The 23,830-nt window shown below is 55.2% G+C and carries 19 protein-coding genes; 10 read left to right on the forward strand and 9 right to left on the reverse strand.

Annotated features, from left to right (window positions below; translation table 11 throughout):
- Positions 1-5: 5 nt before the first annotated feature.
- The gene (locus R3F50_15075; GenBank protein MEZ5491623.1) at positions 6-182 is read right to left on the reverse strand and encodes a hypothetical protein; all 177 of its coding nucleotides are present in this window, start codon (positions 180-182) and stop codon (positions 6-8) included.
- 242 nt (positions 183-424) lie between these two features.
- Between R3F50_15075 and R3F50_15080 the strand changes: the two genes are divergently transcribed.
- Positions 425-1,402 (forward strand): lipase family protein, encoded by a 978-nt coding sequence (locus R3F50_15080; protein ID MEZ5491624.1) that lies wholly within the window; start codon positions 425-427, stop codon positions 1,400-1,402.
- On the opposite strand, the gene R3F50_15085 is transcribed toward R3F50_15080, so the two are convergent.
- Together R3F50_15085 and R3F50_15090 are read right to left on the reverse strand one after the other, a co-directional pair.
- Complete coding sequence (locus R3F50_15085; GenBank protein MEZ5491625.1) at positions 1,369-3,231, reverse strand: glycosyltransferase family 39 protein; 1,863 nt, start codon at positions 3,229-3,231, stop codon at positions 1,369-1,371. The genes R3F50_15080 and R3F50_15085 overlap by 34 nt on opposite strands.
- A 157-nt stretch (positions 3,232-3,388) precedes the next feature.
- Positions 3,389-4,651 (reverse strand): hypothetical protein, encoded by a 1,263-nt coding sequence (locus R3F50_15090; protein MEZ5491626.1) that lies wholly within the window; start codon positions 4,649-4,651, stop codon positions 3,389-3,391.
- Between the two features lie 410 nt (positions 4,652-5,061).
- Here R3F50_15090 and R3F50_15095 point away from each other — a divergent pair, with 410 nt between their 5' ends.
- The 6 genes from R3F50_15095 (at position 5,062) to R3F50_15120 (ending at position 10,827) form a co-directional block, all read left to right on the forward strand.
- Positions 5,062-5,559 carry a hypothetical protein gene (locus tag R3F50_15095; GenBank protein ID MEZ5491627.1) on the forward strand — a complete coding sequence of 166 codons (498 nt, stop codon included), beginning with the start codon at positions 5,062-5,064 and terminating at the stop codon, positions 5,557-5,559.
- An 85-nt stretch (positions 5,560-5,644) separates the two neighbouring features.
- Positions 5,645-6,046: a hypothetical protein gene (locus R3F50_15100; protein ID MEZ5491628.1), complete on the forward strand. Its 402-nt coding sequence runs from the start codon at positions 5,645-5,647 to the stop codon at positions 6,044-6,046.
- Positions 6,047-6,131: 85 nt separating this feature from the next.
- Positions 6,132-7,043 carry a hypothetical protein gene (locus R3F50_15105; protein ID MEZ5491629.1) on the forward strand — a complete coding sequence of 304 codons (912 nt, stop codon included), beginning with the start codon at positions 6,132-6,134 and terminating at the stop codon, positions 7,041-7,043.
- Between the two features lie 287 nt (positions 7,044-7,330).
- Positions 7,331-8,734: an MATE family efflux transporter gene (locus tag R3F50_15110; GenBank protein MEZ5491630.1), complete on the forward strand. Its 1,404-nt coding sequence runs from the start codon at positions 7,331-7,333 to the stop codon at positions 8,732-8,734.
- Between the two features lie 31 nt (positions 8,735-8,765).
- Positions 8,766-9,740 carry an XdhC family protein gene (locus tag R3F50_15115; GenBank protein ID MEZ5491631.1) on the forward strand — a complete coding sequence of 325 codons (975 nt, stop codon included), beginning with the start codon at positions 8,766-8,768 and terminating at the stop codon, positions 9,738-9,740.
- A gap of 91 nt (positions 9,741-9,831) precedes the next feature.
- Positions 9,832-10,827, forward strand: a complete 996-nt coding sequence (locus tag R3F50_15120; protein ID MEZ5491632.1) for a hypothetical protein — start codon at positions 9,832-9,834, stop codon at positions 10,825-10,827.
- 127 nt (positions 10,828-10,954) lie between these two features.
- Here R3F50_15120 and R3F50_15125 read toward each other — a convergent pair whose 3' ends face one another.
- From R3F50_15125 to R3F50_15135, 3 genes are read right to left on the reverse strand one after another with little or no spacing between them, the layout of a single operon-like run.
- Positions 10,955-12,415, reverse strand: a complete 1,461-nt coding sequence (locus tag R3F50_15125) for an amidase (protein ID MEZ5491633.1) — start codon at positions 12,413-12,415, stop codon at positions 10,955-10,957.
- A gap of 44 nt (positions 12,416-12,459) precedes the next feature.
- Positions 12,460-13,605 (reverse strand): PilT/PilU family type 4a pilus ATPase, encoded by a 1,146-nt coding sequence (locus R3F50_15130; GenBank protein ID MEZ5491634.1) that lies wholly within the window; start codon positions 13,603-13,605, stop codon positions 12,460-12,462.
- A 33-nt stretch (positions 13,606-13,638) separates the two neighbouring features.
- Complete coding sequence (locus tag R3F50_15135; protein ID MEZ5491635.1) at positions 13,639-14,661, reverse strand: aspartate carbamoyltransferase; 1,023 nt, start codon at positions 14,659-14,661, stop codon at positions 13,639-13,641.
- Between the two features lie 207 nt (positions 14,662-14,868).
- Between R3F50_15135 and sbcB the strand changes: the two genes are divergently transcribed.
- On the forward strand, positions 14,869-16,299 hold the full coding sequence (gene sbcB / locus R3F50_15140; GenBank protein ID MEZ5491636.1) for an exodeoxyribonuclease I: 1,431 nt from the start codon (positions 14,869-14,871) through the stop codon (positions 16,297-16,299).
- Between the two features lie 362 nt (positions 16,300-16,661).
- Positions 16,662-17,801 carry a 1-acyl-sn-glycerol-3-phosphate acyltransferase gene (locus R3F50_15145; protein MEZ5491637.1) on the forward strand — a complete coding sequence of 380 codons (1,140 nt, stop codon included), beginning with the start codon at positions 16,662-16,664 and terminating at the stop codon, positions 17,799-17,801.
- Here the strand turns inward: R3F50_15145 and R3F50_15150 are convergent.
- The gene (locus R3F50_15150; protein MEZ5491638.1) at positions 17,798-20,110 is read right to left on the reverse strand and encodes a DUF349 domain-containing protein; all 2,313 of its coding nucleotides are present in this window, start codon (positions 20,108-20,110) and stop codon (positions 17,798-17,800) included. The two genes, R3F50_15145 and R3F50_15150, sit on opposite strands and share 4 nt — an antisense overlap.
- Positions 20,111-20,279: 169 nt before the next feature.
- Here R3F50_15150 and dinG point away from each other — a divergent pair, with 169 nt between their 5' ends.
- Positions 20,280-22,532: an ATP-dependent DNA helicase DinG gene (gene dinG, locus R3F50_15155; GenBank protein ID MEZ5491639.1), complete on the forward strand. Its 2,253-nt coding sequence runs from the start codon at positions 20,280-20,282 to the stop codon at positions 22,530-22,532.
- A 111-nt stretch (positions 22,533-22,643) separates the two neighbouring features.
- Here dinG and R3F50_15160 read toward each other — a convergent pair whose 3' ends face one another.
- Positions 22,644-22,868, reverse strand: coding sequence for a hypothetical protein (locus tag R3F50_15160; protein ID MEZ5491640.1), 225 nt, complete (start codon positions 22,866-22,868; stop codon positions 22,644-22,646).
- An 86-nt stretch (positions 22,869-22,954) separates the two neighbouring features.
- Positions 22,955-23,821: a peptidylprolyl isomerase gene (locus R3F50_15165; GenBank protein MEZ5491641.1), complete on the reverse strand. Its 867-nt coding sequence runs from the start codon at positions 23,819-23,821 to the stop codon at positions 22,955-22,957.
- Positions 23,822-23,830 lie beyond the last annotated feature (9 nt).

Consider the following 23,830-nt stretch of genomic DNA (forward strand, 5'->3'; position numbering starts at 1 on the left):
TCGGGCTACAAAGAAGCCGTAACGCTGTCTGACAGATTGGATTCGCTGCCAGTGATGGTCTGATCGGCAGGCTCTCGCGCTTCGGCGGTGTTCACCATTACACTGAGTATCCCCACCAGCACCACTACAGCTACCAGGTTCAGAAACATTATTGCCAGATCGATGCTTCGTTCTCTTGTCATGTATTTTGCTCTCCCTGCAAGATTACTATGAGTCACAAGGGTTTCTGCAAAATTCGTACCCGTTATAAATAAGTAATAAAAACAGCAGGATGCATGATTTCCACTAACCTGGATGTCAAAAAACCTGACACAATGCCGTTAGATAGGTGGGAAGCCGTCTGCCCGGGTTGTCCGAGTAAGTGCCCGTTGTAAAGAGGGGTCTGGCCGGCCACTGCCGCAGTGGCGATTTCGCCAGGTGAAGCATGAACCGCTACGACAGATCTTTTGATGCATTATTTAGTCCTGGGGCAGCGGTGGATTATTTTCAGTGGACACCGAAGTTTCCCTGGCAGCCGGACCCTGCCGTCTACTCCTCTGTCGATGCCTGGTGGCTGACTGAATTTTGCCGGTTGGTTTACCGCATGGACGACCAGCTGCGACTGGCAGGTGAGGTCGATGCAGTAGTGACTGCCGCACTGGCCAGAATCGATTTTCAAATTCGGACTATCGCAGCTGATGCTGCCACTTCCAGTCGGGCGGTAGTTTTTACCCGCAGCCGAAAGCAGGCAGTAGGTAATGAGAGCCTGACATTACTGGTATTCCGCGGCTCCAATGAGACATTGGATTGGAAGCTGAACCTGCAGGCCAACCAACAGCCCTTCCCAGGGGACGTCAGAGTTCACAGTGGTTTTTTACAGGGGTACCAGAGCATTGCCGCGCAGCTGCATGACCAGGGGCTGTTCAATGGCCGACTGATGATTGCCGGGCATAGTCTTGGAGCAGCGCTGGCGACTCTGACTACGGCTGAATTCCTTCGCTCGGGCATCGATGTTTGTGCCTGTTACAGTTTTGGTTGCCCAAGAATTGGTAATGCCGGTTTCGCCAAACAGCTTGCCGATCTGCCCCTGTACAGGATTGTGAATGGTTGCGATGTCGTTACCGGGATACCGCTAACGGTTGGGCCGGTCGTCTACACTCATCCGGACAACGCCATCTATATTGATCAGCACGGTGAAATATCGGTCTCGCTCAGTGATGCAGAAATTCAAAAGCGCCAGTTGACATACATTCCTGAATTAACCAGAGACTCCTTAAAGAAGTACCGGGCGCTTTCTGTCGTGATTGATAGGTTGAGAACACTCTCCTCACAGATGCCGCGTTACCTGGCTGATCATGCTATTGCAAATTATGGGTATCGCCTGGCCGATCAGTTGACTATAAATACCGGGCGCTCTCCATAAATCGTCGTTACGCCCCGATTGTCGGTCAGCTTCAGGGCAAGCCGGTAGCGACCATTCGGGTAGGGGCGGGTATCAAGTTCATAGCTGAATCCCAGGTCAGGTGCATTGGGGTCACTCTCCACAGCCATGACGTCAACGACGTCCGGCCGGCTGATTCCGTAGTCAACAGATGCAATCTCTTCGTCGTTGAGCAGCAGGCTTACGGATTGGATTCCAATGTCTTCCTGGTAAGCCCAGCCTTCCATGTGTGTCGTTCCACTGAGCGACGCGTTGGCTACGGGAGGTTCCAACCAGGCCCTGGCGGGATAGGGGCACGAATGCGATGAGTCGGCGGACTGATCCCCGACACCGCTGAGTCGGCTGGCCTGGTAGTAACTGAACTGTTTTTCCCCGTTAAACAGCCGCAGGTTTGACAGGAAGGAAAGATCTGCCACCTGCCGGCACATCGCCCCGATGGCCGCCTCTTTGTCCACTACCGATAATGTGCTGTCTTCGGTGATGAAGAGCGCCGGTCGATTCCTGAACCCGGTCAGCGCGGTTGCGTCCATTCCCCACAGTGTCAGTTGCAGGCGTCGACCATCCCGTACCGACTTGTCAGAATCCGTTGTGAATACCGGCGCGCCCGTCCCGGCAAAACGCAGTTGAGCTGCGGTGTAATAGTTGTCCGTTACCAATACCGGAAGCTCCTCAGGGTAGCCTGATTCAATTACCGTGGCTGTGTGAGCTGTGAACTCCCGCCAGCCAGCCATTTTGTTCGACAACACCCCGGTTCCCAGCAGTGCCTGCAGTGGTATCTGAAAGGCCTGGGATCCGATTGCCAGCAAAGCCAACACGGAGCCACAGAAGCCCAGAGCCGGGATGCCAGGCGTTATGATCCTGGCGGCACCTGTATTCCACTTGGCGGCCGTCCATTGACCTGTTGAACGCAGTGTCGCAGGGGCGTACACCAGCAGCGGAAAGTAACCGGACAGCGGCCAGTGAATGGATGTGCTTGAGGAGTCTGTCCAGGGCGCCAGAATCAGGTAGACCAGCAGATTGACCAGTGCAAAGCTGGCCAGCAGGCCGGCCCTTTGGTCTCCTCCCCGGGCCTTCAGCAGCATCCGCCACAGAGTAAACCCGAGCAACAGGTATAAGGGGGGTGTTACCAGGACTGCCTGTTTCAGGCTGTGTAACAATCCCGAGGCCTGGAACGTCCAGGGGTGTCTTTCGACCAGGTAAAAACTGGCACTGGCCAGCTGGTGCGAAAGATTGAACCAGATGACCGGGATCAACCCCAACGCCGCCAGACCTGTCGCTGCCCAGAAAAAAGGATTGCGAAACTGCCTGTGCTCCGACTTGCAGTAAACCAGGAACAGAACAGCCGCAGCAGGGTAGAGCAGGAATCGGTAGTGAGTCGCCAGCCCCATGGCTGCCACCAGACCCGCGGCAAGCCAGTAGCAGAGACGGTTAGTGCGTAGTGAACGCTCAAACAGTCCGATGCTTAGAATTCCGAAAAATAATAAAGGGACATCAGGTACTGCCAGTAGCCCGAGGAAGCCCCCCAGCGGAATACACAGAGAAAGCAGGGCAGACATCAGGGCCTCTGACTTGCCGACTATCGGGTTTGCCAGCCAGTAGACCAGCACAGGCAGGCAGCTGCCAATAAGGATAAACAGGGATCTGGCTGCCAGCGTACTGCCGGGATCCAGGCTGGAGCCCAGCTTTACCAGCAGAGACGTCATAAAGGGCAGGTCGCTGTATGCAGGTGCCAGGTGCTCGGATGCCAGCCAATAAAAGACTTCATCACTGTAAAGGTCCAGCCTGCTGGCCAGAAAAATTTTCGCCAGCATCAGAAGAGCAGCCCCTGCGGACACCAGGTATAGGATGACAGTGGGCCTTGTTGAGTTGGTCATAGTCTGATCAAAGAACCCGATAAAGGTTCCCGTGTGATTCCCTTGGTTATGCGAGCGCTAAAGCACCGTACCGGTATGGCAGCGAGCCTGGAGGCTATTGACTGATATCGGCCGGAAGCTGATAAACAGCGGCATCGATGGACCTGCTCAGCAGTTCGGAAGCTCTGCGAGGGTCCGGGTGATAAAGCGACGCCGAACCGCTGTTGCGCCAGTCGGCGATGCCGGATTCAAGCCTGTTTTTTTCGCTGTTCAGATTCCCCAGGTAATAAAACGAGGCCAGGTAAATCGAGCAGAAAAATGCCAGCAGCATTTTACGGAAGCCTTGCCAGAGTAGCCAGCGATCCAGGCCCAGTTCCAGAAAGGAAATAGCAATCAGTGCATTGATCAGCTGGGTGTATACCTGGTATCGGGACGCGATCAGCTGCCTGATACCCAGATCCTGCCGGAACAGGGCAATCAGCAGCATTGAAAGCATCAGGTAGGAGAAGAAAAAGAACACAACCGGATTTCGGGTGTAGTAACGCCTTCGAACCAGCAACAGGAAGTAGCCATTGATGAAAGTTCCGGCAAAGAGGGCCAGCGGCTCAAAATGCAAGTAACCTGCACAGATGACCAGGTAGGCTCTGACCAGACGTATCAGCGCGGGAAGCTCTGCGTTGATCGGCAATGGATCGAAGGCTTTGCCCGTGTCGGTCGGCAGTAATAGAAAATACAGGCAGAAACTGAACAGGTTGGACGATACAAGAACCAGGCTGGTTTTTGTCGCCGCCGACAGATGCCCCGAGGACCAGGCTGACCAGCACAGCAGGATTGGAAGTACAAGCAGCCCGTTACTGCTGATATAAGGTACGGCTAATCCAAGCAATACAGCTGATGTCGTGGTAGCGAGGGTTTTTTGATTAAACAGATAAAAACACGCCAAGGCTGCAAAGAGCGAAGCATAGTTCTGGACTGCTGCAGTTGCCCAGGCCATGTTGGACCAGTGATACAGTGAGAAGGCGCTGAGGCAGATCAGTGCCAGCAGAAGCGCGCGGTCCTCGCGTTGCCTGATTGTTCGGAATAAAAGGAAAACAACACCGAGCAGGCACAGGGAGCCGCTGTATACCAACAGACGGAAATCCACGCCGTGACCGAGCAGCGTAGTAGCTTCAGCCAGCAGGCGGGTGAGAGCCAGACGGTGGCTGACATGGACGTCGAATAGAGCACTGTTCAATACGGTAGAGGAATTCAGCAGGTAGTACAGAATACTGTCGTAGTCATCCTGTTGCGGAATATTCTGGCTGAAAAAGACCACCAGCGCGTAAAACAGGATGGCCACCGCCAGTGAAAGAGTGAGCAGAGCAGGGCGTTCATGCATGGTGGCTGATCGTCGTGATTACTGATGTTGCGATGATACCGGGATTTCTGCAGACGGTGTCAGAATTCGCCGGTCAGCTCGGTCTGTTCTTAGTGTGCTGACCGCCTGCCGGGCCGGGAATTACACTGTTTTTAAATACCGAGGGCAGGGATGGGCCGTCTGGGCTGAGCCCTTTCAGTGTCCTCTGGGGGGCTGAAGACTGGCGGTTGACTTTAAGTGGGGCGGTGCCGCTTGCTTAACACTGGGAGGTTTACCAATGTCATTCTGGCGTATAGGATGACAGGCAGGTCGTGCAATCAACACCTGATCAGTGCGTAATGAGTATAGCGGGAATGAAATAGCGAGTTAGAAGTCGCAGGGTGGATCTTTTTAACGGATAAGAAAGGGCCGCAGAAAAGGAGCATAACGTAATGAAAAATCTTCTTATTGGCAGTTTTTTACTCAGTCTGGCAGTGCCTGTCCTGTCCTTGGCGCAGTCAAGTGCACCGGGTGTATTTAATGGTACAGACATTCAGCAATTCTGCCGCGCCTCCTGGCTGAGTGGCGATGACACAGACCAGCGTTTGTATGCGGCTTGTCTGCGGGAGCAACAGCAGGCTCTGGCCAGAATTCAGGCAGACAACGGCCGATACTCGAACCAGGATTTTTACCGCGTCATTGCGATGCCCTACTGCCGGTCTGTACAGGAGCAAGCGAAACCATTGAACCTGGTTCAGTTGTCACTCTGTCTCGAAGATGAGATTGATGGCTTCCAGGATATACAGGATCTGCGTCGGCGCTACGGTGCTAATCGCATCGACGTCGAGGCAGGCCCGGCACTGGCAGCATCCGGTTCCTGGGCGGCAGCGGCGGGACTGGTGCGCCGAACAACCAACCTGAAAACCATCAGGCGAGGGGGTGCTTCCTGACTCATGAGTTTTGGGGGTAACTTAGCAGGTGGATTGCCTGATCTTAAAAACCTCTGGCAATACAATAGTTATACCCCCTAACCTAATGAAAAAAATAAAAATTATTTCTATTTCTCTGCTTGTCTATGTAGGGGTGGTGGTACTCTTTGAGTCCCTGTTGGGGTATTTTCAGCCTCAGGCAGGAGCCACCATGGTCGTTACCACGTTCGGCGCAGATGGTGCCGGGTACGACCGTGTTGTGGCAAAGCTGGAAAGTGGAACGCGACTCTATGTAGCGGTCAATCACTGGCCCCGGGCCTGGTACAGAAGGATGTTGAACAATCCTCTGGTTGAGGTGACCGTGGATGGTGAATCCGTCCCATACAGGGCGATACAGCTGCACGGCATGGACTATGCCCGGATTGATGGCCAACACAGGCTGGGTCTGGGGTTCAGGATTCTGACCGGGTTTCCACCCAGGCATCTGTTTCTGCTCGAACCCCGCTGAGCGAGGCAGGAACCTTGCGTCTGGCCTGCGGTCCAACCACCGACATGCCTGAGGTTGCGGAACTTCATCAACGTTTTCTTATTCAATGCAGGGGTCAACAACCGTAGTGGACTGGGCTGAAGTGGACTGGGCTGACAACGAGAGAACTCTGGAGCCACTGTTGCCACAACGAACACACCTGCGGCTGGCAACCTGCATCAGTGTCCTCCTGCACGGACTGCTGGTGGCCGCCCTGGTCTGGCTTGGGGAACAATCCCAGCGGTCGGTCGTCAGCCCGGCAATCGACATGTTGAGCATAAGCCTTGTCAACCGTCGATCCGCTGTGCCGGTTGTCCCCGAGACTTTGATCGCGGAGCCGGGTTCTATGCAGGAGATCCCTCAGGAAGCGGTGGCAGAGGATCCCAATTACCGATCTCCGGGTCAGCTTGCCGGGCTCTCCGCAGAGACCGGAGAAGGAATGAAAATTGTCGCAGAACCGGCAGTAGTGGAATCTGATAGACAGGTTCCTGACGTGCCACAAAATACAGAATCCAGTCGGATACCCAGAACGCCGGCGGTGTCACCTTGGTTGCCTGCGCTAACGACAATTCAGCAGTCAGTGCGTGATTTCGCACAGGCCAGGCAGGCAGACCGGAGTATGCGCGCCTGCACGCCTTTGCAGGCCCAGAATGAACTCCTGGATTGCCCCGGGGCGGAGATTTTTTCGGCACAGGCTGAGCTTCCGGGCCGGCTGAATCTGTCATTCAATGTTTCCGCCGAGCCCGATCGCTCACGCACAGCCATGGGGACAATTGCCGGGAACAGGCAGCAACTGCAGGAAAATCTGGCGGGCATCGGGCTCGACTCCGCTGCTGCGGAATACCTGCAGGAACAGCTCTCGCAGGGGATTGAAGTCTATTCCGGCAGCGGCAATGCACCGCTGGAGCGTTTGCAGGAGCAGATTTACCGTAATGATGAAACGTATCAGCAGGCGCAACGCGTACTGAATCCCCGTTGAGCCGGTGGTCGAGTGATCGGGATCACTTGAAACGGGATTTTTTCACGACAGCTCCAGGTCAACACTATATAATCCGGCGTCCTTTCAAGACAGGAGCACGCTCCAATGAAATTTTCCCACTCATAGCCCTGAGGCTTTACCCTGCTGTTTCGGCCACCGGCATACTGTCCGGTCGGCCTGCTTAATAGAATAGAGCAGACGTTTATCCGCAAAGCCTCCCTAACGTATCCAAACGGTCAGCGACGTCACGGCCTCGTTGTCTGGAATCCACCTGTCTGGAATTTATCATGTCGGAAAATCAACAAGAAAAGGGCTGGGCTCTTCTGAAGCAGGCTGTCGTGGGAAACTCAGCGATTGATTTCACCCAGGGCTCGATCGCCCGGGCTACTTTCCTGCTGGCGGTCCCAATGATTATCGAAATGGCGATGGAGTCAATCTTCGCCGTTGTGGATATATTCTTTGTGTCTGGCGTCGGCACCGAGGCCGTAGCCACCGTAGGCCTTACCGAAGCAGTCATTACCCTGCTGTATGCTATCGCCATGGGGCTGTCCATGGGCACGACCGCCCTGGTGGCGCGCCGAATGGGCGAAAAGAACCGCGAGGCCGCTTCCATCACAGCGGCTCAGGCCTTGTGGCTGGCAGCGCTTATTTCAGTGCTGGTTGGTCTCACTGGCATCCTGTTCGGTGAAGATATCCTGCGCCTTATGGGGGCGGAGCCGGGTGTAGTCGAAACCGGGCGGAGCTACACCACCATTATGCTTGGCAGCTCTTTCACGATTTTCTTCCTGTTTCTCATCAACGCAATATTTCGCGGCGCAGGAGATGCCAGTCTGGCCATGCGGACTCTGGTACTGGCAAATGGGATCAATATTCTGCTGGACCCCTGCCTGATTTATGGTGTCGGTCCGTTTCCTGAGCTGGGAGTCACCGGTGCAGCAGTCGCTACCAATATCGGGCGCGGTTGTGGCGTGCTGTACGGCGTGTATTACCTGTTCTCCGCCGACAACCGGATTCGCCTGGTACGGGACTATGCGGCCCTCCAGAGTAAAGTGTTGCTGGCAATATTGCGGATCTCGTTCGGTGGAGTGGCTCAGATGTTGATTGCTACGGCCAGCTGGGTTTTCCTGATGCGGATCGTTTCCGAGTTCGGTGGTTCGGCGGTGGCGGGATACACCATTGCGGTGCGAATAGTGTTATTTATTATTCTGCCAGCTTTCGGCCTCAGCAATGCCACCGCAACCCTGGTGGGCCAGAACCTCGGAGCCAGGCTGCCTGAGCGTGCTGAAGCGACGGTCTGGAAGGTAATGCAGTACGTAAGCTATTACATGCTCGGTACGGCGCTGATCGCCCTGGTATTCGATGAGCAGTTAATCGGTTTGTTCAGCACCGATCCGGAGGTGTTGGATTATGGCGTGGCCTGCCTGCAGATTTTCAGTTACGGGCTGGTCTTCTTCGGTATCAGTGGCACGTCGGTGCAGGCGTTTAACGGGGCCGGTGACACCATGACACCGACCTGGATTAATTTCTTCAGCTTCTGGATAGTTCAGGTGCCGCTGGCCTACGTTCTGGCCCTGGGCAGTGGTCTGGGGCCGGTGGGGGTCTTCTGGGCAGTGTTTGTTTCCGACGTACTCGCTGGTATATTAGGCGTCTTTTTCTTTCGGCGGGGTAGCTGGAAGAGCAAGATGGTATGAGGTGCGAATCGGTGAGTAGGCAATATCAGTTATGCTGAGCAGTCAACAGAACATTATTTCCAGGGTGGCCGAGTGGCTTAATGGTGGAAAATCCGTCTGGTTATGTACGATTCTGAAAACCTGGGGATCTTCGCCGCGACCTGTGGGGTCGATGATGGCCTGTACGCTGGACGGTGAACTGGTAGGTTCCATTTCCGGCGGCTGCATCGAAGAGGACTTTCTGGAACAGTTGCGTGACGGCAGTCTTAAATCGCGCTTCACTGAAGAGGGTCGTCCTTTTGTCGTCAAGTATGGAATCACGGCCGAAGAGCAGGCGCGGCTGAAGCTGCCCTGTGGTGGACAGCTGCACGTCCTGCTTGAGTATTTTGACCCGGAGCCTGAAGCGATCGCAGTATTCAACCATATCAGCAATGCCCTGGCACAGCACCGCCAGATAAGCCGCATTGTAGATTTGGCGTCAGGTGACATTCATTTTGCTGACGAGTCCAGCAAAGAAGCGGTGATCGTCGAAGGTGACAGACTGATCCACAGTCTGAGCCCCCACTACAGGTTGCTGTTGTTGGGCGCTGGTGATGTGGCCCGCTATGTGGCCGAACTTGCCCTGGCGCTGGAATATGATGTAACCCTCTGCGACCCGAGGCCGAAGTATCTGGAGAACTGGCAGGTGAATGGCGTCACGACCACTTCGCGTCTACCGGATGATGTTGTGCGCGAACAGTTCAGTAATCCCTACAGTGGCATCATTGCACTGGCCCATGACCCCCGGGTAGACGATATGGCGTTAATGGAAGCGCTGAAAACCGAGGCGTTTTATGTGGGCGCCATGGGGTCTGATAGAACATCTGCGAAACGCCGTGAAAGGCTGCCGGAGCTTGGTCTGAGCGAGGATGAGATAAACCGTTTGCATGCGCCTATCGGATTTCAGATTGGCAGTAAGACACCAGCTGAAATCGCTATATCTGTCATGGCAGAGGTCACTGCCGTGAGACGTGGCAAGGCCGGTTAAAAGGTCAGTTTTGGAGTTGTTTGTTCTACGGTCAGCCTCAGAGTGTCACCGGCAGGTGGTACCTGGTCACAAGCACTAGGGAGAGTTTTCAATGTTTGCCCGTTTTACTCCGCTTTTTCTCAGTCTGTGGTTGTTCCCCGGTTTGGCGCTGCCCCAGCCCGTCGGGATTCCCCGCACCGAGTATGGGTTTCCTGATTTACAGGGAATCTGGACCAATGCCAGCCAGACACCTTTGCAGCGACCGACCGGATTCGGGAACAAACGGTTTTTCACCAGCCAGGAAGCAAGAGAACAGGAGCGGCAGGCACTGGTCCGTGATCAGGACAAAGCCGCGCCGCTGGAGGAAAACCGACAGGCTCCCGAGGCGGGTGAAATCATTCGTTTTCAGGCGGATGAAAACTTCGCCAACACCAGAATCGACCTCATGCAGGTTCATGGTGAATACCGCACTTCCCTGGTAGTAGATCCGCCCAATGGTCAGTTGCCGTATCGTCCAGGTGGGCAGTCAGGGGATGTCTATGGGCAATGGTTGGCTGCCGGCGCAGGAGCCTTTGATGGTCCGGAAATCAGGAATCCCTGGGAACGCTGTTTCTTTGTTGGTGGCCAGCTGCCGCCCATGATTGCCTGGACCTATAACGCTAATTTTCAGATTATTCAGAACCGGGACTATGTGGTGATCGCCAGGGAAATGGTTCACGATGCCCGGATCATCAGAATCGAAGGGGAGCCTTTCCCTGCATCCTTGGTCCAGTGGTCGGGTAATTCCGTGGGGACGTGGGAAGGCGATGTGCTGGTGGTTGAAAGTGAAAATTTTCATCCTCAGGCCTCACATCCGTTCATTCGCTCTTCAGCGGACTTCAAGGTCAGTGAACGTTTTACACTGCTTGGAGCAAATGAAATTCTGTACCAATACACGGTCAACGATCCGCAAATTTATGAACAGCCGTTTACGGTAGAAATGACCCTGAGAAGGAAGGCGGCAGGCGAAAGAATCTATGAATATGCCTGCCATGAGGGCAATTATTCCCTGCCCGCGATACTGGCAGGAGCCCGGCGCGAAGAGCTCGATGCGGAATTCGCGCGCTGAGAAAGGCTGCTTCAGGTCTGACCGGCAGTGAATCAGACTGCGGGTAGAGCGGATGAGGGTTGCCCAACGTCACCCGAAACCGCGGTGCTGACCTGAATTCTGTAGAAGTGCAGCGGTATTCTCTTTCTCAGGCTGTCTTGCTGCCCTGACTCAACGCCACCGGTGGCCGTCGCTGCTCCCATTGAATTTCGTTTTCCATGCTGTAGGCCAGTTGCAGCAGCGTTGCGTCGGCGCCCCAGCCTGCCGACAGCAGAATACCCACCGGTAATCCCGCATCACTCTGGTAGACGGGGACCGATAGGCTCGGTTGTCCGGTGGCATTGAACAGAGAGCAGAAGCCACTGTAGCTGCCAAAGCGTTGTACATAAGTCTTCATGTCGTCACTGTTCATGTCCAACCATCCCAGCGGTGCGGGGGGTTGAGTCAGCACCGGGGACACAAGAACGTCGTAACGCCGGTGGAAGTATTCCATTGACCGCTCCAGACGGTGGATTCCATCCAATGCTTCAGCATACTCAATCGCACTCAGCGCACCGCCCCGTTTCGCCATGCGACGCGTGGCTTCCTCCAATAAGGGGGTTTCCAGTGTTTCGCCGCATTTCTGCAATTGGGGCAGAATCGCCTGGGCCACGTGCAGATTGATGATCCTGCCGGTAAGGTCACTGAGCTGGCCATAATCGACCGGTGGGGCTGCATCCCGCACGTCGTGACCGAATTGGCGCAGGACTTCCACAGTTTTTTCCAGGGCCCTGTTGACCTCCGGGTGGATTTCCGCATCCAGCGGGTGCTGGCGCTGAATCGCGATAGTCAGCGGCCTGAATTCTTTCAGTGCCGACAAAAACGACTGCGGGACCTCCGGCAGGGGGTACAGCGCGGGCTTCTGCAGGCGGATGGCATCCAGCATGGCGGCGCTGTCCCGGACACTTCGAGTGACCACGTGACCGACGCTCATTCCGCTCCAGGTGCCGGCAAGATCCGGTTCGGAGGGAGTCAGGCCACGACTGGGTTTGTGTCCTACCAGCCCGCAACAGGACGCGGGGATACGGATGGAGCCGCCGCCATCGCTGCCGTGAGCTAGCGGTACGATGCGCGCCGCGACCGCGGCACAGGAGCCGCCGCTGGAGCCGCCGGCGGAATGATTGAGATTCCAGGGGTTGTGGCAGGGCCCGGCGAATGCCGACTCCGTCGTGATAGTAAGGCACAGTTCCGGGGTATTGGCCTTGCCCAGCGACAGCAGGCCGGCTTTGCTGAACGCGCTCACGATCGGCGCATCATGGGTGGCGACCTCGCCCTCGAAAAGCCGGCTGTGAGAGGTCTGAGGCAATCCTCTGACCGCGCTGTTGTCTTTAACAAGGAAGGGGACGCCGCAGAAGGGCTGGTCCACTTGCGGACCAGCGGCATCCAGTGCCAGGGCCTGCTCCCGGGCCTGCTCAAAGGTCTGCCAGGTGATGGCATTCAGCTGGGGGTTAAGTGCCTCGGCCAGTTGCAACGCACAGTCCATAACCTCAGTGGCGCTGAATTGACGACGACGAATTCCCTCGGCAATGGCGAGGCCATCGAGTTGTTGAAAGACTTCACTCTCGAGCAAGGGAAAAACCCCTGTTTATTGCCAAGGCGGAATCTGTGCCGCGCTTAGAAACGTCGCTCTTCCTTGGAAACAAGGGACAGAATGCCGCTGTCGTCTTCTTCATCGTAGACGGTATCTTCATCGGGTTTACGGTCTTCGGAAAGCTGGATTCGCAGGCGAAGATTATTCTTGGAATCAGCATTCTTCAGGGCTTCTTCGTAGCTGATTCTACCGGTTTTATACAGTTCATAAAGGGCACCGTCGAAAGTCTTCATGCCCTGTTGCTCGGATTTCTCCATGACTTCCTTCAGTTCTGTAATCTTGCCCTGCTTGATGAGATCGCAGATCCTTGGTGTTCCGATCATGATTTCCACCGCCGCGGTACGTTTACCTTCTGGCGTTGGCACCAGACGCTGAGAGATGAAAGATCGCAGGTTCAGGGATAAGTCCAGCAACAACTGTTTGTGTCGGTCTTCCGGGAAGAAGTTGATGATCCGGTCTAAAGCCTGGTTGGCATTGTTGGCGTGCAGGGTGGAAAGGCACAGGTGACCGGTCTCGGCAAACGCTATGGCGTGCTCCATGGTTTCGCGACTGCGAATCTCGCCGATCAGAATGACATCGGGCGCCTGGCGTAATGTGTTCTTCAAGGCGTCTTCGTAAGTGTGGGTATCCATGCCCACCTCACGCTGATTGATAATGGACTTCTTATGATGGTGAATGAATTCCACCGGATCTTCGATGGTTATGATATGACCATCGCTGTTTACATTACGGTGATCAACCAGCGCCGCGAGAGAAGTTGATTTACCAGAACCGGTACCTCCGACAAACAGGATGATACCGCGCTTGGACATGACCAGATCTTTGAGGATGACCGGCAGGCCTAATTCATCAAGATTGGGTATGTCGGTTTTAATGTGACGGGCAACGATGCCGATTTCGCCGCGCTGCTGGAAAATGTTTACACGGAATCGCCCGACGTCTTTTTCCTGGATTGCCAGATTCATTTCGGGACTTTTTTCAAATTCCCTGATCTGGTCTTCACTCATAATCTGGTAGGCGATCTTCTTGGCTGCACCGGGCGGCAGGCGCTTGTCCGTCACGGGGACCAGCTTGCCGTGAGCCTTGATGGTAGGTGGTGCATTGGTGGTCAGAAACAGGTCCGACCCCTCTCTCTCAATCAGCAGTTTTAGCAGTTCTTTGAAACCCATAGCTTATGACCCTGGCATAACCGGTTGTTTTAGCTATACAAATTTGAATCTTCGGTCAGTATACCAGCCCACATCGGTGGAGGTATCGTCAATTTTGTGATCCACATCTAATATCAGGGCAAATAACGCCATGCGTATCAGCACGCCATTGTCTGTCTGACGGAAGATGGCCAGGCCGGGGTTCTGGTTCAGGTCGTTGTCCAGTTCGTTGGCTTCAGCCCGGGAGTCCCTCGGCAGGGGATGCATGATGACAGTTTTCGGCTGGCAATAACGGGTGTATACCGCCTGATTGAGCCGGAATCGTCCCCGGTAAATGTCAGCTTCCATCCGATTTGTAAAACGCTCTTCCTGAATGCGGGTCAGGTAAACTATGTCGTTCCCGGCCAACCCGTTCTCCATATTGTCGGTTTCCACAACCCGGTGACCGCGAGCGTTCAGTGAGGCCACGATGCCCTCAGGCATCCGCAGTTCCTGAGGGGAAATCAAGGTGATCTCCACGCCTTCGTAGAGATGCAGCAATTGAGACAGGGAGTGCACCGTGCGACCATGCTTGAGGTCGCCCACCATGGCGATCTTCATGCCGGCAATATCGCGATCCTGGCTGGCCAGCTCTTTCTTGATGGTGTAAAGATCCAGCAAGGCCTGACTGGGATGTTCGTTCGGACCATCGCCGCCGTTGATAACCGGGACCCGGCTCGCTCGAGCGAATTCCTCCACGGAACCTGCCTGCGGGTGGCGCATGACAATAACATCACTGTAGCCGCTGAGAACCCGGGCTGTGTCATACAGCGATTCACCTTTGGTAATGGAAGATGCCTTGACGTCAGTGGTCTCCCTGACGTGACCGCCGAGCAGGTTGAAAGCGCAACCGAAGCTGACCCGGGTCCGCGTGCTGGGCTCGAAGAACATGTTGCCGAGAATGGCGCCGTCCAGCACTTTGGTCACGCGCTCCCTTTTGGCATAGGGGCGCATGCTGTCGGCCACTTCGAACACCCTCTCTACATCCTCCCGGGCGAACTGTTTGACGCTGAGAATATGAGAGCCGGGAAAGTCCATGATGCTGTTTGCCTGGTGTAAGTGTAACGGTCTGGGTCCTGTTTCCCGGGTTCGCTCACGGCCGCAGCCTTGGTGCCGGCGAGGAATACGGGAGACCTGCGGATACTACTACAATTAGCCGGGCGTTAGAACTTGCAACCGGCTCGTGCTAGAGTTTCATCCCGGGCAAGTCGGCCTCATTATCTGAATCCACCCATTGGCTGCTAAGTGACTCTCAGAACTATTTACTGGTATGACTTCGAAACCTTTGGCGTTGATCCCCGTCGGGACCGTGCTGCCCAGTTCGCTGGAATCCGCACCGATGAGAAACTGAACATCCTTGGCGATCCCCTGGTGCTTTACTGCCGGCCAGCCGATGATTTTCTCCCCGCACCACAGGCATGCCTGATTACCGGCATCACGCCTCAGGAGGCCAGCGAAAAAGGCCTCAGCGAAGCGGAATTTATTGCTCGTATTCACGCCGAATTTTCTACCCCGCAAACCTGTGTCGCCGGTTACAACAGCATTCGCTTTGACGATGAGTTGACTCGTCAGCTGCTGTACCGGAATTTCTACGACCCGTACGAGCGGGAGTGGAAGGACGGCAATACCCGCTGGGATATTATTGACATGCTCAGGCTGTGTGCTGCGGTCCGTCCGGACGGCATCAACTGGCCGACCGGTGTGGACGGTCAGCCCAGCTTTCGCCTGGAAGAATTAACTGCCGCCAACGGGATTTCTCATGCTGATGCCCATGATGCGCGGGCTGATGTATTCGCTACGATCGAGATGGCGCGATTGGTGCGACAGAGCCAGCCGAAACTCTATGACTATGTTTATCAGCTACGTTACAAGAAGAATGTAGAACAACAGCTGGACTTGTTCCAGAAAAAACCGGTTGTGCATGTGTCAGCCATGTATCCGGCCAGTCAGGGCTGTCTTGCCCTGGTAATGCCGCTCTGTCGACATCCCGTCGATAAAAACGGTGTCATCGTCTATGACTTGCGGGAAGCTCCTGAGAGCTGGTTGTCTGCCAGCGCCGGGGAAATCCGGCAACGTCTTTTTACCCGCAAGGAAGATCTGCCGGCAGGAGTCAGCCGCATTCCCCTGAAAACCCTGCACATCAACCGATGCCCCATTGTCGCGCCGCGTACTATTCTAAGCGATGCAAAAGCGGCGCACTATCAGATCGATCTGGAGGCTTGTCAGCGTCACTGGCAACGCCTGGTCGAGCAGAAGGACCTGTCGGCAAGACTCCGGGAAGTCCTTGAGCCGGAGCGGAGCGAACTGGAACTGGACCCGGATTTCATGATTTACAGCGGGGGTTTTTTCAGCGCGGGGGATCGTAAGCTCATGGCGGTAGTTCGAGAAAGCACGCCAGAACAGCTCGCAATGCTCAATCTTCCGTTTCGTGACCGCAGGCTGTCGGAAATGCTTTTTCGTTACCGCGCCAGAAATTTTCCCGACTCGCTGAGTGCGCAGGAGCGTCAACGGTGGGAGGGTTTTCGCCGTTCACGCCTCGATGCAGCCCGCTGGCAGGACTTTGCCCGGTCGATGAAAGAAGCGGCGGGTCTTTGCAAGAGCCCGCAGGATGAGGATATTCTCGCAGAATTATCGACCTACGCCGAGCAAGTCAAACCGCCGCCAGAACAGGCCTGACCTCACTTGAAACAGGCCTGACCCCAGACTGAAACAGGCCCGACCGAAGCTGATGCAGGCTTGATGGCAGCCAATACAGGCCTGTACACAGGTACGTCCGGGCTCCTGCCGGTCAGCCAGTAACTGGTGTCGTTATGCTGATTCACTCCGCTGAATCAGGAGGACAACGGGCAATCCGGCCGGCGTTGCGTCGCGAAATCTTTTTAACATTCTGATTAATAAAAGGAAAAAATCTCGTCGCAGGAAATAGCTGGTTGTCATAGCGTGGCGATGAGGCTAGAATTGCCGCCCATTCCGGTTGGCTTCGACAGCCACCCTTCATCAGGTCGAAAAAGAGCCTGCAAGACGGACCGTCAAGCTTGATGGATGAATTTAAAGAGATCAGACCCTATCTTGACAATGAAATCAGGCTGGTGCTGGACGATCTGCTGGCTAACCCCGAGTTTCTTCGCAGCGTGGCCCGCTTTTTTTACCCCCGTCTGGCCCGTCTGCTGCCGCTGGAGTTGCTTGCCAAAAGGCGTCTCAGTTCCCAGCTGAAAGGCGTGGACAGCGTGGCAGCCATGCAGGATGTGATCGCGATCCACATGGGCAAGATGATCCGGGATACGTCGGCTGGCTTCTCCAATTCCGGGCTGGAACGTCTGGATCCACACAAGCCACACCTGTTTATCAGCAATCACCGGGATATCGCCATGGATCCGGCGTTTGTCAACTATGCGCTCCATCATGCCGGACAGGGAACCTGTCAGATTGCCATCGGCGACAACCTGTTGAAGAAGCCTTTTGTCACCGACCTGATGCGCTTGAATAAAAGTTTTATTGTCCATCGCTCGTTGAAGGGTCGTGAGCTGTTGAAATCATTGGATCTGCTGTCGCGCTATATCCATCATTGTATTGCCGACGGTCAGAGCGTCTGGATTGCACAGCGGGAAGGACGGGCCAAGGACGGCGTCGATGAGACGGAGCCGGCGTTGATAAAGATGCTGGCCATGGGGCAGAGACAGGTACCTTTGCGAGAGAGCCTCGCACAGCTCAACCTGGTTCCCGTGGCGATCTCCTACGAGTTCGATGCCTGTGATGAACTCAAGGCAGAAGAGCTGTACCAGCTTGAAGCCAAAGGGGAATTCACCAAAACCGACCAAAGCGATATTCACAGTATCGTTACCGGGATCATCGGTCAGAAGGGGCACGTGCATGTCGGCTTCGGTGAGGAATTGAGCATCGCTACCGACGACCCCGATGAAGTGGCGGCCATGATCGATGCCCAGATACTGAAAAACTACCGGTTACATGACACTAATTTCCTGGCCCTGCGCTTACTCCGGGAAAATAATCTGGTGGCGTTGCCGCCACTGGCGGAAGGAGCCTGGGCGACTGCACTCGATCCGCTGACCAGTGAGAAGTTCACGCGTCGTCTGGTCAGCATCGACACGCGACTGCACAGGTATGTTCTCCTGATGTATGCCAATCCGGTAATCCGACGTTTCGCGTTAACAGATTAAAGAAGCTTTTCCAGCACCTTTTCTGCCCGCTGCTGCAGTTCCTTGCGTACCGGACAGGATAACGGCCCAGCACACAACAGGGCCAGTTGAAACTCACGTCCAAATCGTGCCCGGTCTCCGCTGTCTTCTGTGACTGCTTTGCCAAAATTATTCTGCAACTGGCTGAGCTGTAACTCCATTCGCATACCGCGGTCCTGCTCCGGTGAGTCGAGATTGGCCCGTATTTCAGCTTCAATTAACTGTCTGCGAGCCAGTTTTTCAGACTCTTCCTGAAGCTTGTTGAGGGCTTTGACACTCCTGGTGCCAAGCACAGCCTCCAGCCGCTGATTCATCCGGCGGTCAAAATCTGTCAGTCCGCTGTTTTCCAGGCTACCCCAGGCCGCCCTGTCAAAATTGTTCTGCTCGCTGGACAGCGATTCGTCGTCACTACAGGCCAGCAGTGTGGTCTCCAGCGCCAGGCAGACAGATGCCCTGGCTTCCAGGGAGGCCAGCGCCTGCAGCTGCTTTTTATCCGGTAAGCGGCGTAACCGTGACTCGATTTTCCGGGTCAGTACGGTGAAACGATCCAGTAACTGGCGGCGCTCCTTCTTGATTTTAGGGCTCAGCGCCTGGTTGAAATCCCGCTGCAGAGAAGCAAAAAGTTTGCGCGATTCCCGTAAGGTCTCGTCATCCTGCTCAAGGATCTGATCCAGTTTTGACAGCAGGTCATTACAGGCCTGCAGTGAACTGCCGATCTCGTTACGAAGTGCATTTTTGGTGTTGTCACGGTCCTTGAACAGGGTGTCACAGGCGGCTCTGAAGTCCTCCCAGTGTTTTCTGTCATCTTTGAATGAGGCCGGTCCGATGGCTTTCCATTCGATCTGCAACGCCTTAGCTTGCGCCATGGCCTCACGCCGATCATCCAGATCCAGCAGCTGCCGCGCTTTCTCAACCAGTGCCTGCTTCAATTCACCGTTAGTCCTGGCCGCGGAATTCCGAATTGAGCGAACCTGATCTAGAAGACCGTAAAATCTCTTTTGCAATTTCTTTATTTTTGACTGTTCGATTGGCGCGTATTTTTTCCAATCTTCCTGGACCTGTTTTTCAAAATTCTTGAGGTCTGCGATATTGGGCGCCGTCTGGTCAGCGGTCTGCAGAAAGTTTTCGATGCGTGAACATATTTCTTCGCGTTGCTTAAAGTTTTCGATCATCTGCGCCTTACGCTGTTTAAAATGCTCCTTGCAGGGGGCATAGGCGTCGTCTGATACTTTTTTAAACTGTTGCCACAGCTCTTCGTTCTGGTCCGAAAACCCCAACAGCTTCCATTTTTCGTGGAGCTTGCGTATCTGGGCGGCTTTTTCCGGTACAGGGAGGGTTAGATCGCGAAGTTTTTCCATTTCGCCGATCAGTTCTTTCTTTTTCTCAGCCGCGGCGAACTTCTTCCATTCCTGCAATTCGTTGATTTTAGCGCGCAGTTCGGAAATCTGCTCCTTAAGCTCTGTTTGAGTGCGGCTGCTGAGATTTCTGGTGTTGGATTGAATTTTGTCCCACAAGGAGCCGGCTGCGGTGCTGTTGCCGGCTTCCAGCAGGCTGCGTAATTCGTCAACCAGTTTGCCGGTGTCACCCAGCAGCTCAGCCTGGAACTCCCGGTTCTTACTGACAATGTCATCAAGTGTCTGCTCTGCTTCCAGCAGTGTGTGGTAGGACTCTGAAACCGGAGTTTCCAGGGGCCAGCCAATTTCGCTCTTCAGTCGGCGGATCAGTTTCTGGGCGTTAACAATGTCAGCAGTGCGCTTCGAATCCAATTTGCCCACAGCGCTGAGTGCCTCATCGAGCATCGGGCGACGCTCATCCAGTAGAGAAACAGCCTTGACCAGACGGGCCAGCGCCAGCAGGTCGCCGGATAGGCCGGCGCTTTTATTGCGGCTGACCTGGAGTATGGCCTCTGGCATGGATTTGCCCAGCTCCATGAGCAGGGTTTCTTCCTGGTTCGTGAGAGGATTCTGCAGGGTCGAGAGTACCTGAACGTGTCCTTGCAGTGCGGAGGTCAGTTGTTCGGTGACGCGGCTGTCGATTTCGACCGCTGGCTTAACGGGCTCTTCATTTTCGCAGCGGGAGCCAGGGTCAGATGACTCACTGGATGACTCAACGGTGGCTGGCGTGGCGCTTCCCTGGGCCTCGCTGCCAGCTTCACTCTCGGTAGTCGCGCGACTCAGGTCAGACTCTTTTGTCATGCTACCAGTGTCACTGGTGGCGCCGGGATCCGCTGTGTCGCTCGAGGGAGATGGGCTGCCGGTAACTGCCGGGGTTGGCGTTTCTTCACTGCTCATGTTAATCCGCCTGCTGCCTCTTTGGAAATGAAGCGCAAGTGTACCAGAAGTTATTTCATCGGTGACAGCGGCGAGTTGCCGGTAAATCCACCCAGAGAAACTACCGGCCATACCGCACGCAGGAGGAAAGTGGATGATTTGTCCACATTTCCCGATCGGGAGGACTATAATGATTGCATCTTACCTGTGGCGCTCGATGGAGTTCTGTTTGGCCGTCCCCAAATCCAGTCAACCTGCCGGTCTGCTTCCTGACGACGTAAAAAAAAGCATTCAGTCAGCTTATACGAAGCTCATCGAGACCTACAGGTTTACGCCTCGCATGGGGCAACGGCAAATGATAGCCGAGATTGCCAATTGCCTGGCCACTGTCCAGAACGCGAGTGCGAGCCCGGAGGAAAATACCGATCACGCGCCACCGATTTGCGTGGTAGAAGCCGGAACCGGTACCGGCAAGACGCTTGCTTACGTGCTGGCAGTCCTGCCGGTGGCGAAAAAACTCGACTTCAAAGTGGTGCTGGCCACTGCAACCGTGGCGTTGCAGGAGCAGGTGATCCTTAAGGATCTGCCAGATATTCTGGCGGGCTCGGAGCTGGATTTCAGTTTCGCCATGGCCAAGGGAAGGGGGCGATATTTATGCCTGGCGCGTCTGGATAGCCTGTTGCAGGACAACGCCAGTCTGAATGCCATGTTTGATCTCTATGGAGATCAACCGGAAGGACCGGGCCAGGGGGACAAGTCCCTCTATCAGGCAATGCTGGACGATATTTCGGCCGGTCGCTGGCAGGGTGATCGGGATGAATGGCACGAACCGGTGACCGATACAGCCTGGCGTCAGGTGACGGTGGACAACAGTCAATGCATGGGAGCACGCTGCAGCTACTTCAAACAGTGCTGTTTTTTCAAGGCCCGCGAACGAATGGACAAGGTGGATTGTATTGTCACCAATCATGATCTGGTGCTGGCCGATCTGGCGCTGGGGGGAGGGGTCATTTTGCCGGATCCCGCGGAGACTCTGTTCATCTTCGATGAGGCCCATCATCTGCCGGTAAAGAGTAACAATCATTTCGCCGCCTTTACTCGCATCAAGGGTAGCCTGCAATGGCTGCAACAGGTTGACAGGGCGATGCTGCAGCTGACCGCAGAACCGCAATTGATGAATGCGCTGGGAGGCGATTCAGACCTGGAAACGATTCGCTCTGTGCTGGCAGACACGGGTGAGAAGCTCGGCGAAGTGTTACTGCTGCTGGAGAACCTGAGAGGGTCGCTGGATACCCTGGACAGTTACGGAAGCAGCCAGCAACATACCTTCGCGCTCGGGGTAATTCCGATTGAATTGCAGGAGGCAGCAGGTGCTCTCGAAGTGCGATTCGGGCAACTCTATAACCATTTTTACGAGCTTCAGGATGGCATCAAGCAACTGGTGGAAAACGGAGCGGATCTGCAGATGCGCCTGTTGGCAGAGCAATGGTTTCCGTTGGCGGGCAGTATGTTTTCCCGGGCCGACAGCAGCCTGAAGCTATGGACCAGCTTTGCCCATGGAGATCCGCCGGAATCAGCGCCATCAGCCCGCTGGCTTACTCTGACAGAATTCAACGATGACACGGATTTCAGCCTGGCATCCAGCCCGGTGCTGGCGGCAGATAATCTCGCCCGGCGCCTTTGGAGTACCTGTGGTGGCGCCGTACTGACTTCGGCCACCCTTTCTGCGCTGGGGCGCTTCGATGTGCTGAAACTGCGCGCCGGGCTGCCGGAACAGACCCGCTATCTGAGCATTCCCAGCCCGTTCGATTTCGCCACCAGGGCGGTATTGAGAATTCCGCGCATGCATTGCGAACCTTCGGACAACCAGCGTCATACCGACCTGATCGTGGCGTCTTTGCCAGATATGCTGCTGGAGGATCAGGCGGCGCTGATACTGTTTTCCAGTCGTCGCCAGATGCAGGACGTGCTACAGGGTCTCGAGCCCGAGTTGTACGACAGGGTTCTGTGCCAGGACGATTACCAGAAATCGCAACTCCTGCAGCAGCACAGAGAACGCATTGATCGGGGAGAGCGCAGCATTATTTGTGGCCTTGCCAGTTTCGCCGAGGGTATCGACCTGCCAGGCAAGTATTGCACCCATGTATTGATCGCCAAGATACCGTTTGCAGTTCCCAATGATCCAATCGAAGCGACTTTATCCCAGTGGATCGAATCCAGAGGCGATAACCCGTTCATGACTCTGGCTGTTCCCGAAGCCGCTTTTCGACTGGTGCAGGCCTGTGGGCGCCTGTTGCGCAATGAATCTGACAGCGGGAAAATAACCCTTTTTGACGAGCGACTGGTGACCAAATTTTACGGCAAGGCCATCCTGGAGTCCCTGCCTCCGTATCGGCGGGAAATATTTCAACAGACGCTGACTGTGCAGGGCGCCGCTGACTGATTACGGCAGTTTAAAAGCTGGTTCCGGGCCTGGTCCTGAATTTTTAACCAAACTCCTGCTGCGGCCGCACCCGGGGACGGTCTCGCCACGGAGTTTGGTGAAATCTTTGGGCTAGCGGTGATGGTGGCGCCTGTGGGCATGACGATGTGACGAACGGGGTGTGTTTCGTGTCAGCAGAAAGGCAGCCAGCGCGCCGACCACAGCACCGCCTGCCAGCATTATCAGCAAATTGCCCATCAGCGGCGTCAAGCCCAGGCCTATGATCAGGCCCACGGTGACACAAAGCGCGTACATTTCAGCAGCAGTGGCCTGGCGTTTGTTTTTTTTCTTGCTCATGATGAGCCTCCAGCACAGTGTTCAGGGCGAGAACCCGTAGTATAAGGTCAGTTTTTTATTGCGAACAGACTTCCGTCGGGCAACAACTAAAGTCTGCGAATACTGTAGATCAGCGTCGCGCGGCGATTTCCCCCTCTGGCGGCGGATTGCTGATTGATGCGTTCCACCACATCCAGCCCCTCGACAACGCGGCCGATCACCGTGTAGCGTCCGTTAAGCCATTCTGCCGGCACCAGGGAGATGAAGAACCCGGCACTGTTGGTATTCGGCCCGGAATTGGTCAAGGCTACTGTGCCGCGACTGATTGGTCTGGTGGGGTGCTGCTCCGTATAACGATAGCCCTGGTTTTCGTAGACCTGCTTGATTGTGAGTGTCCGCAGGTGCTGATCAAGCTCGTATTGCCGTTCGGCAATTTCCCCGTTGGATTCGATGCCCAGGGTCCGGTACAGGGGCACCAGCAGTGCTTCCTCCAGGTCTTCGCGATCACTGAGCTGCAGAATGGGATTGAATGAGCCGTCCGCCAGCACTGCAGGCATCCGGTCCAGCCCCAGGGAGCTGGCGTTGATCTCGTCCGCCAGGATTTCGGCAGGCTCACCAAAGACGTTCTCGGCCGGACTGCCGGTCTGAATCAGGAAACCGGGTATCACGCGATGAAAGGTCATGCCGTCAAAGTAGCGTGGTGAAAAAGTCTGGCCTGATTGACGGTCGGTAATTTCCAGTTCGCCTTCTGCCAGGGCAAGAAAGTTCTGCACGTTGCGAGGGGCCTCGTCCTCAAGTAACTCCAGGTAAATATTGCCGGCTCCGCTGGTGATTACGACCAGGGGATTTTCCGCACTTTCCATCGCGGCTCTTGCGCTGGTTTCGTCGGCGCTGGTTGGTCCGGGGAACAACTGGATCGGTAACAGGAGTAAAGCGGCTATCAGGTGTTTCGTTTGTGTCTTGAAGGGAACCATGCAAATTCC

Source organism: Gammaproteobacteria bacterium (assembly GCA_041395725.1).
In the GTDB taxonomy this organism is placed as follows: Bacteria; Pseudomonadota; Gammaproteobacteria; order Pseudomonadales; family Pseudohongiellaceae; genus NORP240.

What these genes read in the sequence shown, in the direction of transcription:
- R3F50_15095 (MEZ5491627.1), top strand. Translation starts at nt 5,062, where the DNA reads ATGAAAAATCTTCTTATTGGCAGTTTTTTACTCAGTCTGGCAGTGCCT.
- R3F50_15105 (MEZ5491629.1), top strand. Translation starts at nt 6,132, where the DNA reads ATGCAGGGGTCAACAACCGTAGTGGACTGGGCTGAAGTGGACTGGGCT.
- R3F50_15075 (MEZ5491623.1), bottom strand. Translation starts at nt 182, where the DNA reads ATGACAAGAGAACGAAGCATCGATCTGGCAATAATGTTTCTGAACCTG.
- R3F50_15160 (MEZ5491640.1), bottom strand. Translation starts at nt 22,868, where the DNA reads ATGAGCAAGAAAAAAAACAAACGCCAGGCCACTGCTGCTGAAATGTAC.
- R3F50_15130 (MEZ5491634.1), bottom strand. Translation starts at nt 13,605, where the DNA reads ATGGGTTTCAAAGAACTGCTAAAACTGCTGATTGAGAGAGAGGGGTCG.
- R3F50_15150 (MEZ5491638.1), bottom strand. Translation starts at nt 20,110, where the DNA reads ATGAGCAGTGAAGAAACGCCAACCCCGGCAGTTACCGGCAGCCCATCT.
- R3F50_15085 (MEZ5491625.1), bottom strand. Translation starts at nt 3,231, where the DNA reads ATGCTGGCGAAAATTTTTCTGGCCAGCAGGCTGGACCTTTACAGTGAT.
- R3F50_15165 (MEZ5491641.1), bottom strand. Translation starts at nt 23,821, where the DNA reads ATGGTTCCCTTCAAGACACAAACGAAACACCTGATAGCCGCTTTACTC.
- R3F50_15115 (MEZ5491631.1), top strand. Translation starts at nt 8,766, where the DNA reads ATGCTGAGCAGTCAACAGAACATTATTTCCAGGGTGGCCGAGTGGCTT.
- dinG (MEZ5491639.1), top strand. Translation starts at nt 20,280, where the DNA reads ATGATTGCATCTTACCTGTGGCGCTCGATGGAGTTCTGTTTGGCCGTC.
- R3F50_15135 (MEZ5491635.1), bottom strand. Translation starts at nt 14,661, where the DNA reads ATGGACTTTCCCGGCTCTCATATTCTCAGCGTCAAACAGTTCGCCCGG.
- R3F50_15080 (MEZ5491624.1), top strand. Translation starts at nt 425, where the DNA reads ATGAACCGCTACGACAGATCTTTTGATGCATTATTTAGTCCTGGGGCA.
- R3F50_15145 (MEZ5491637.1), top strand. Translation starts at nt 16,662, where the DNA reads ATGGATGAATTTAAAGAGATCAGACCCTATCTTGACAATGAAATCAGG.
- R3F50_15100 (MEZ5491628.1), top strand. Translation starts at nt 5,645, where the DNA reads ATGAAAAAAATAAAAATTATTTCTATTTCTCTGCTTGTCTATGTAGGG.
- R3F50_15110 (MEZ5491630.1), top strand. Translation starts at nt 7,331, where the DNA reads ATGTCGGAAAATCAACAAGAAAAGGGCTGGGCTCTTCTGAAGCAGGCT.
- R3F50_15120 (MEZ5491632.1), top strand. Translation starts at nt 9,832, where the DNA reads ATGTTTGCCCGTTTTACTCCGCTTTTTCTCAGTCTGTGGTTGTTCCCC.
- R3F50_15090 (MEZ5491626.1), bottom strand. Translation starts at nt 4,651, where the DNA reads ATGCATGAACGCCCTGCTCTGCTCACTCTTTCACTGGCGGTGGCCATC.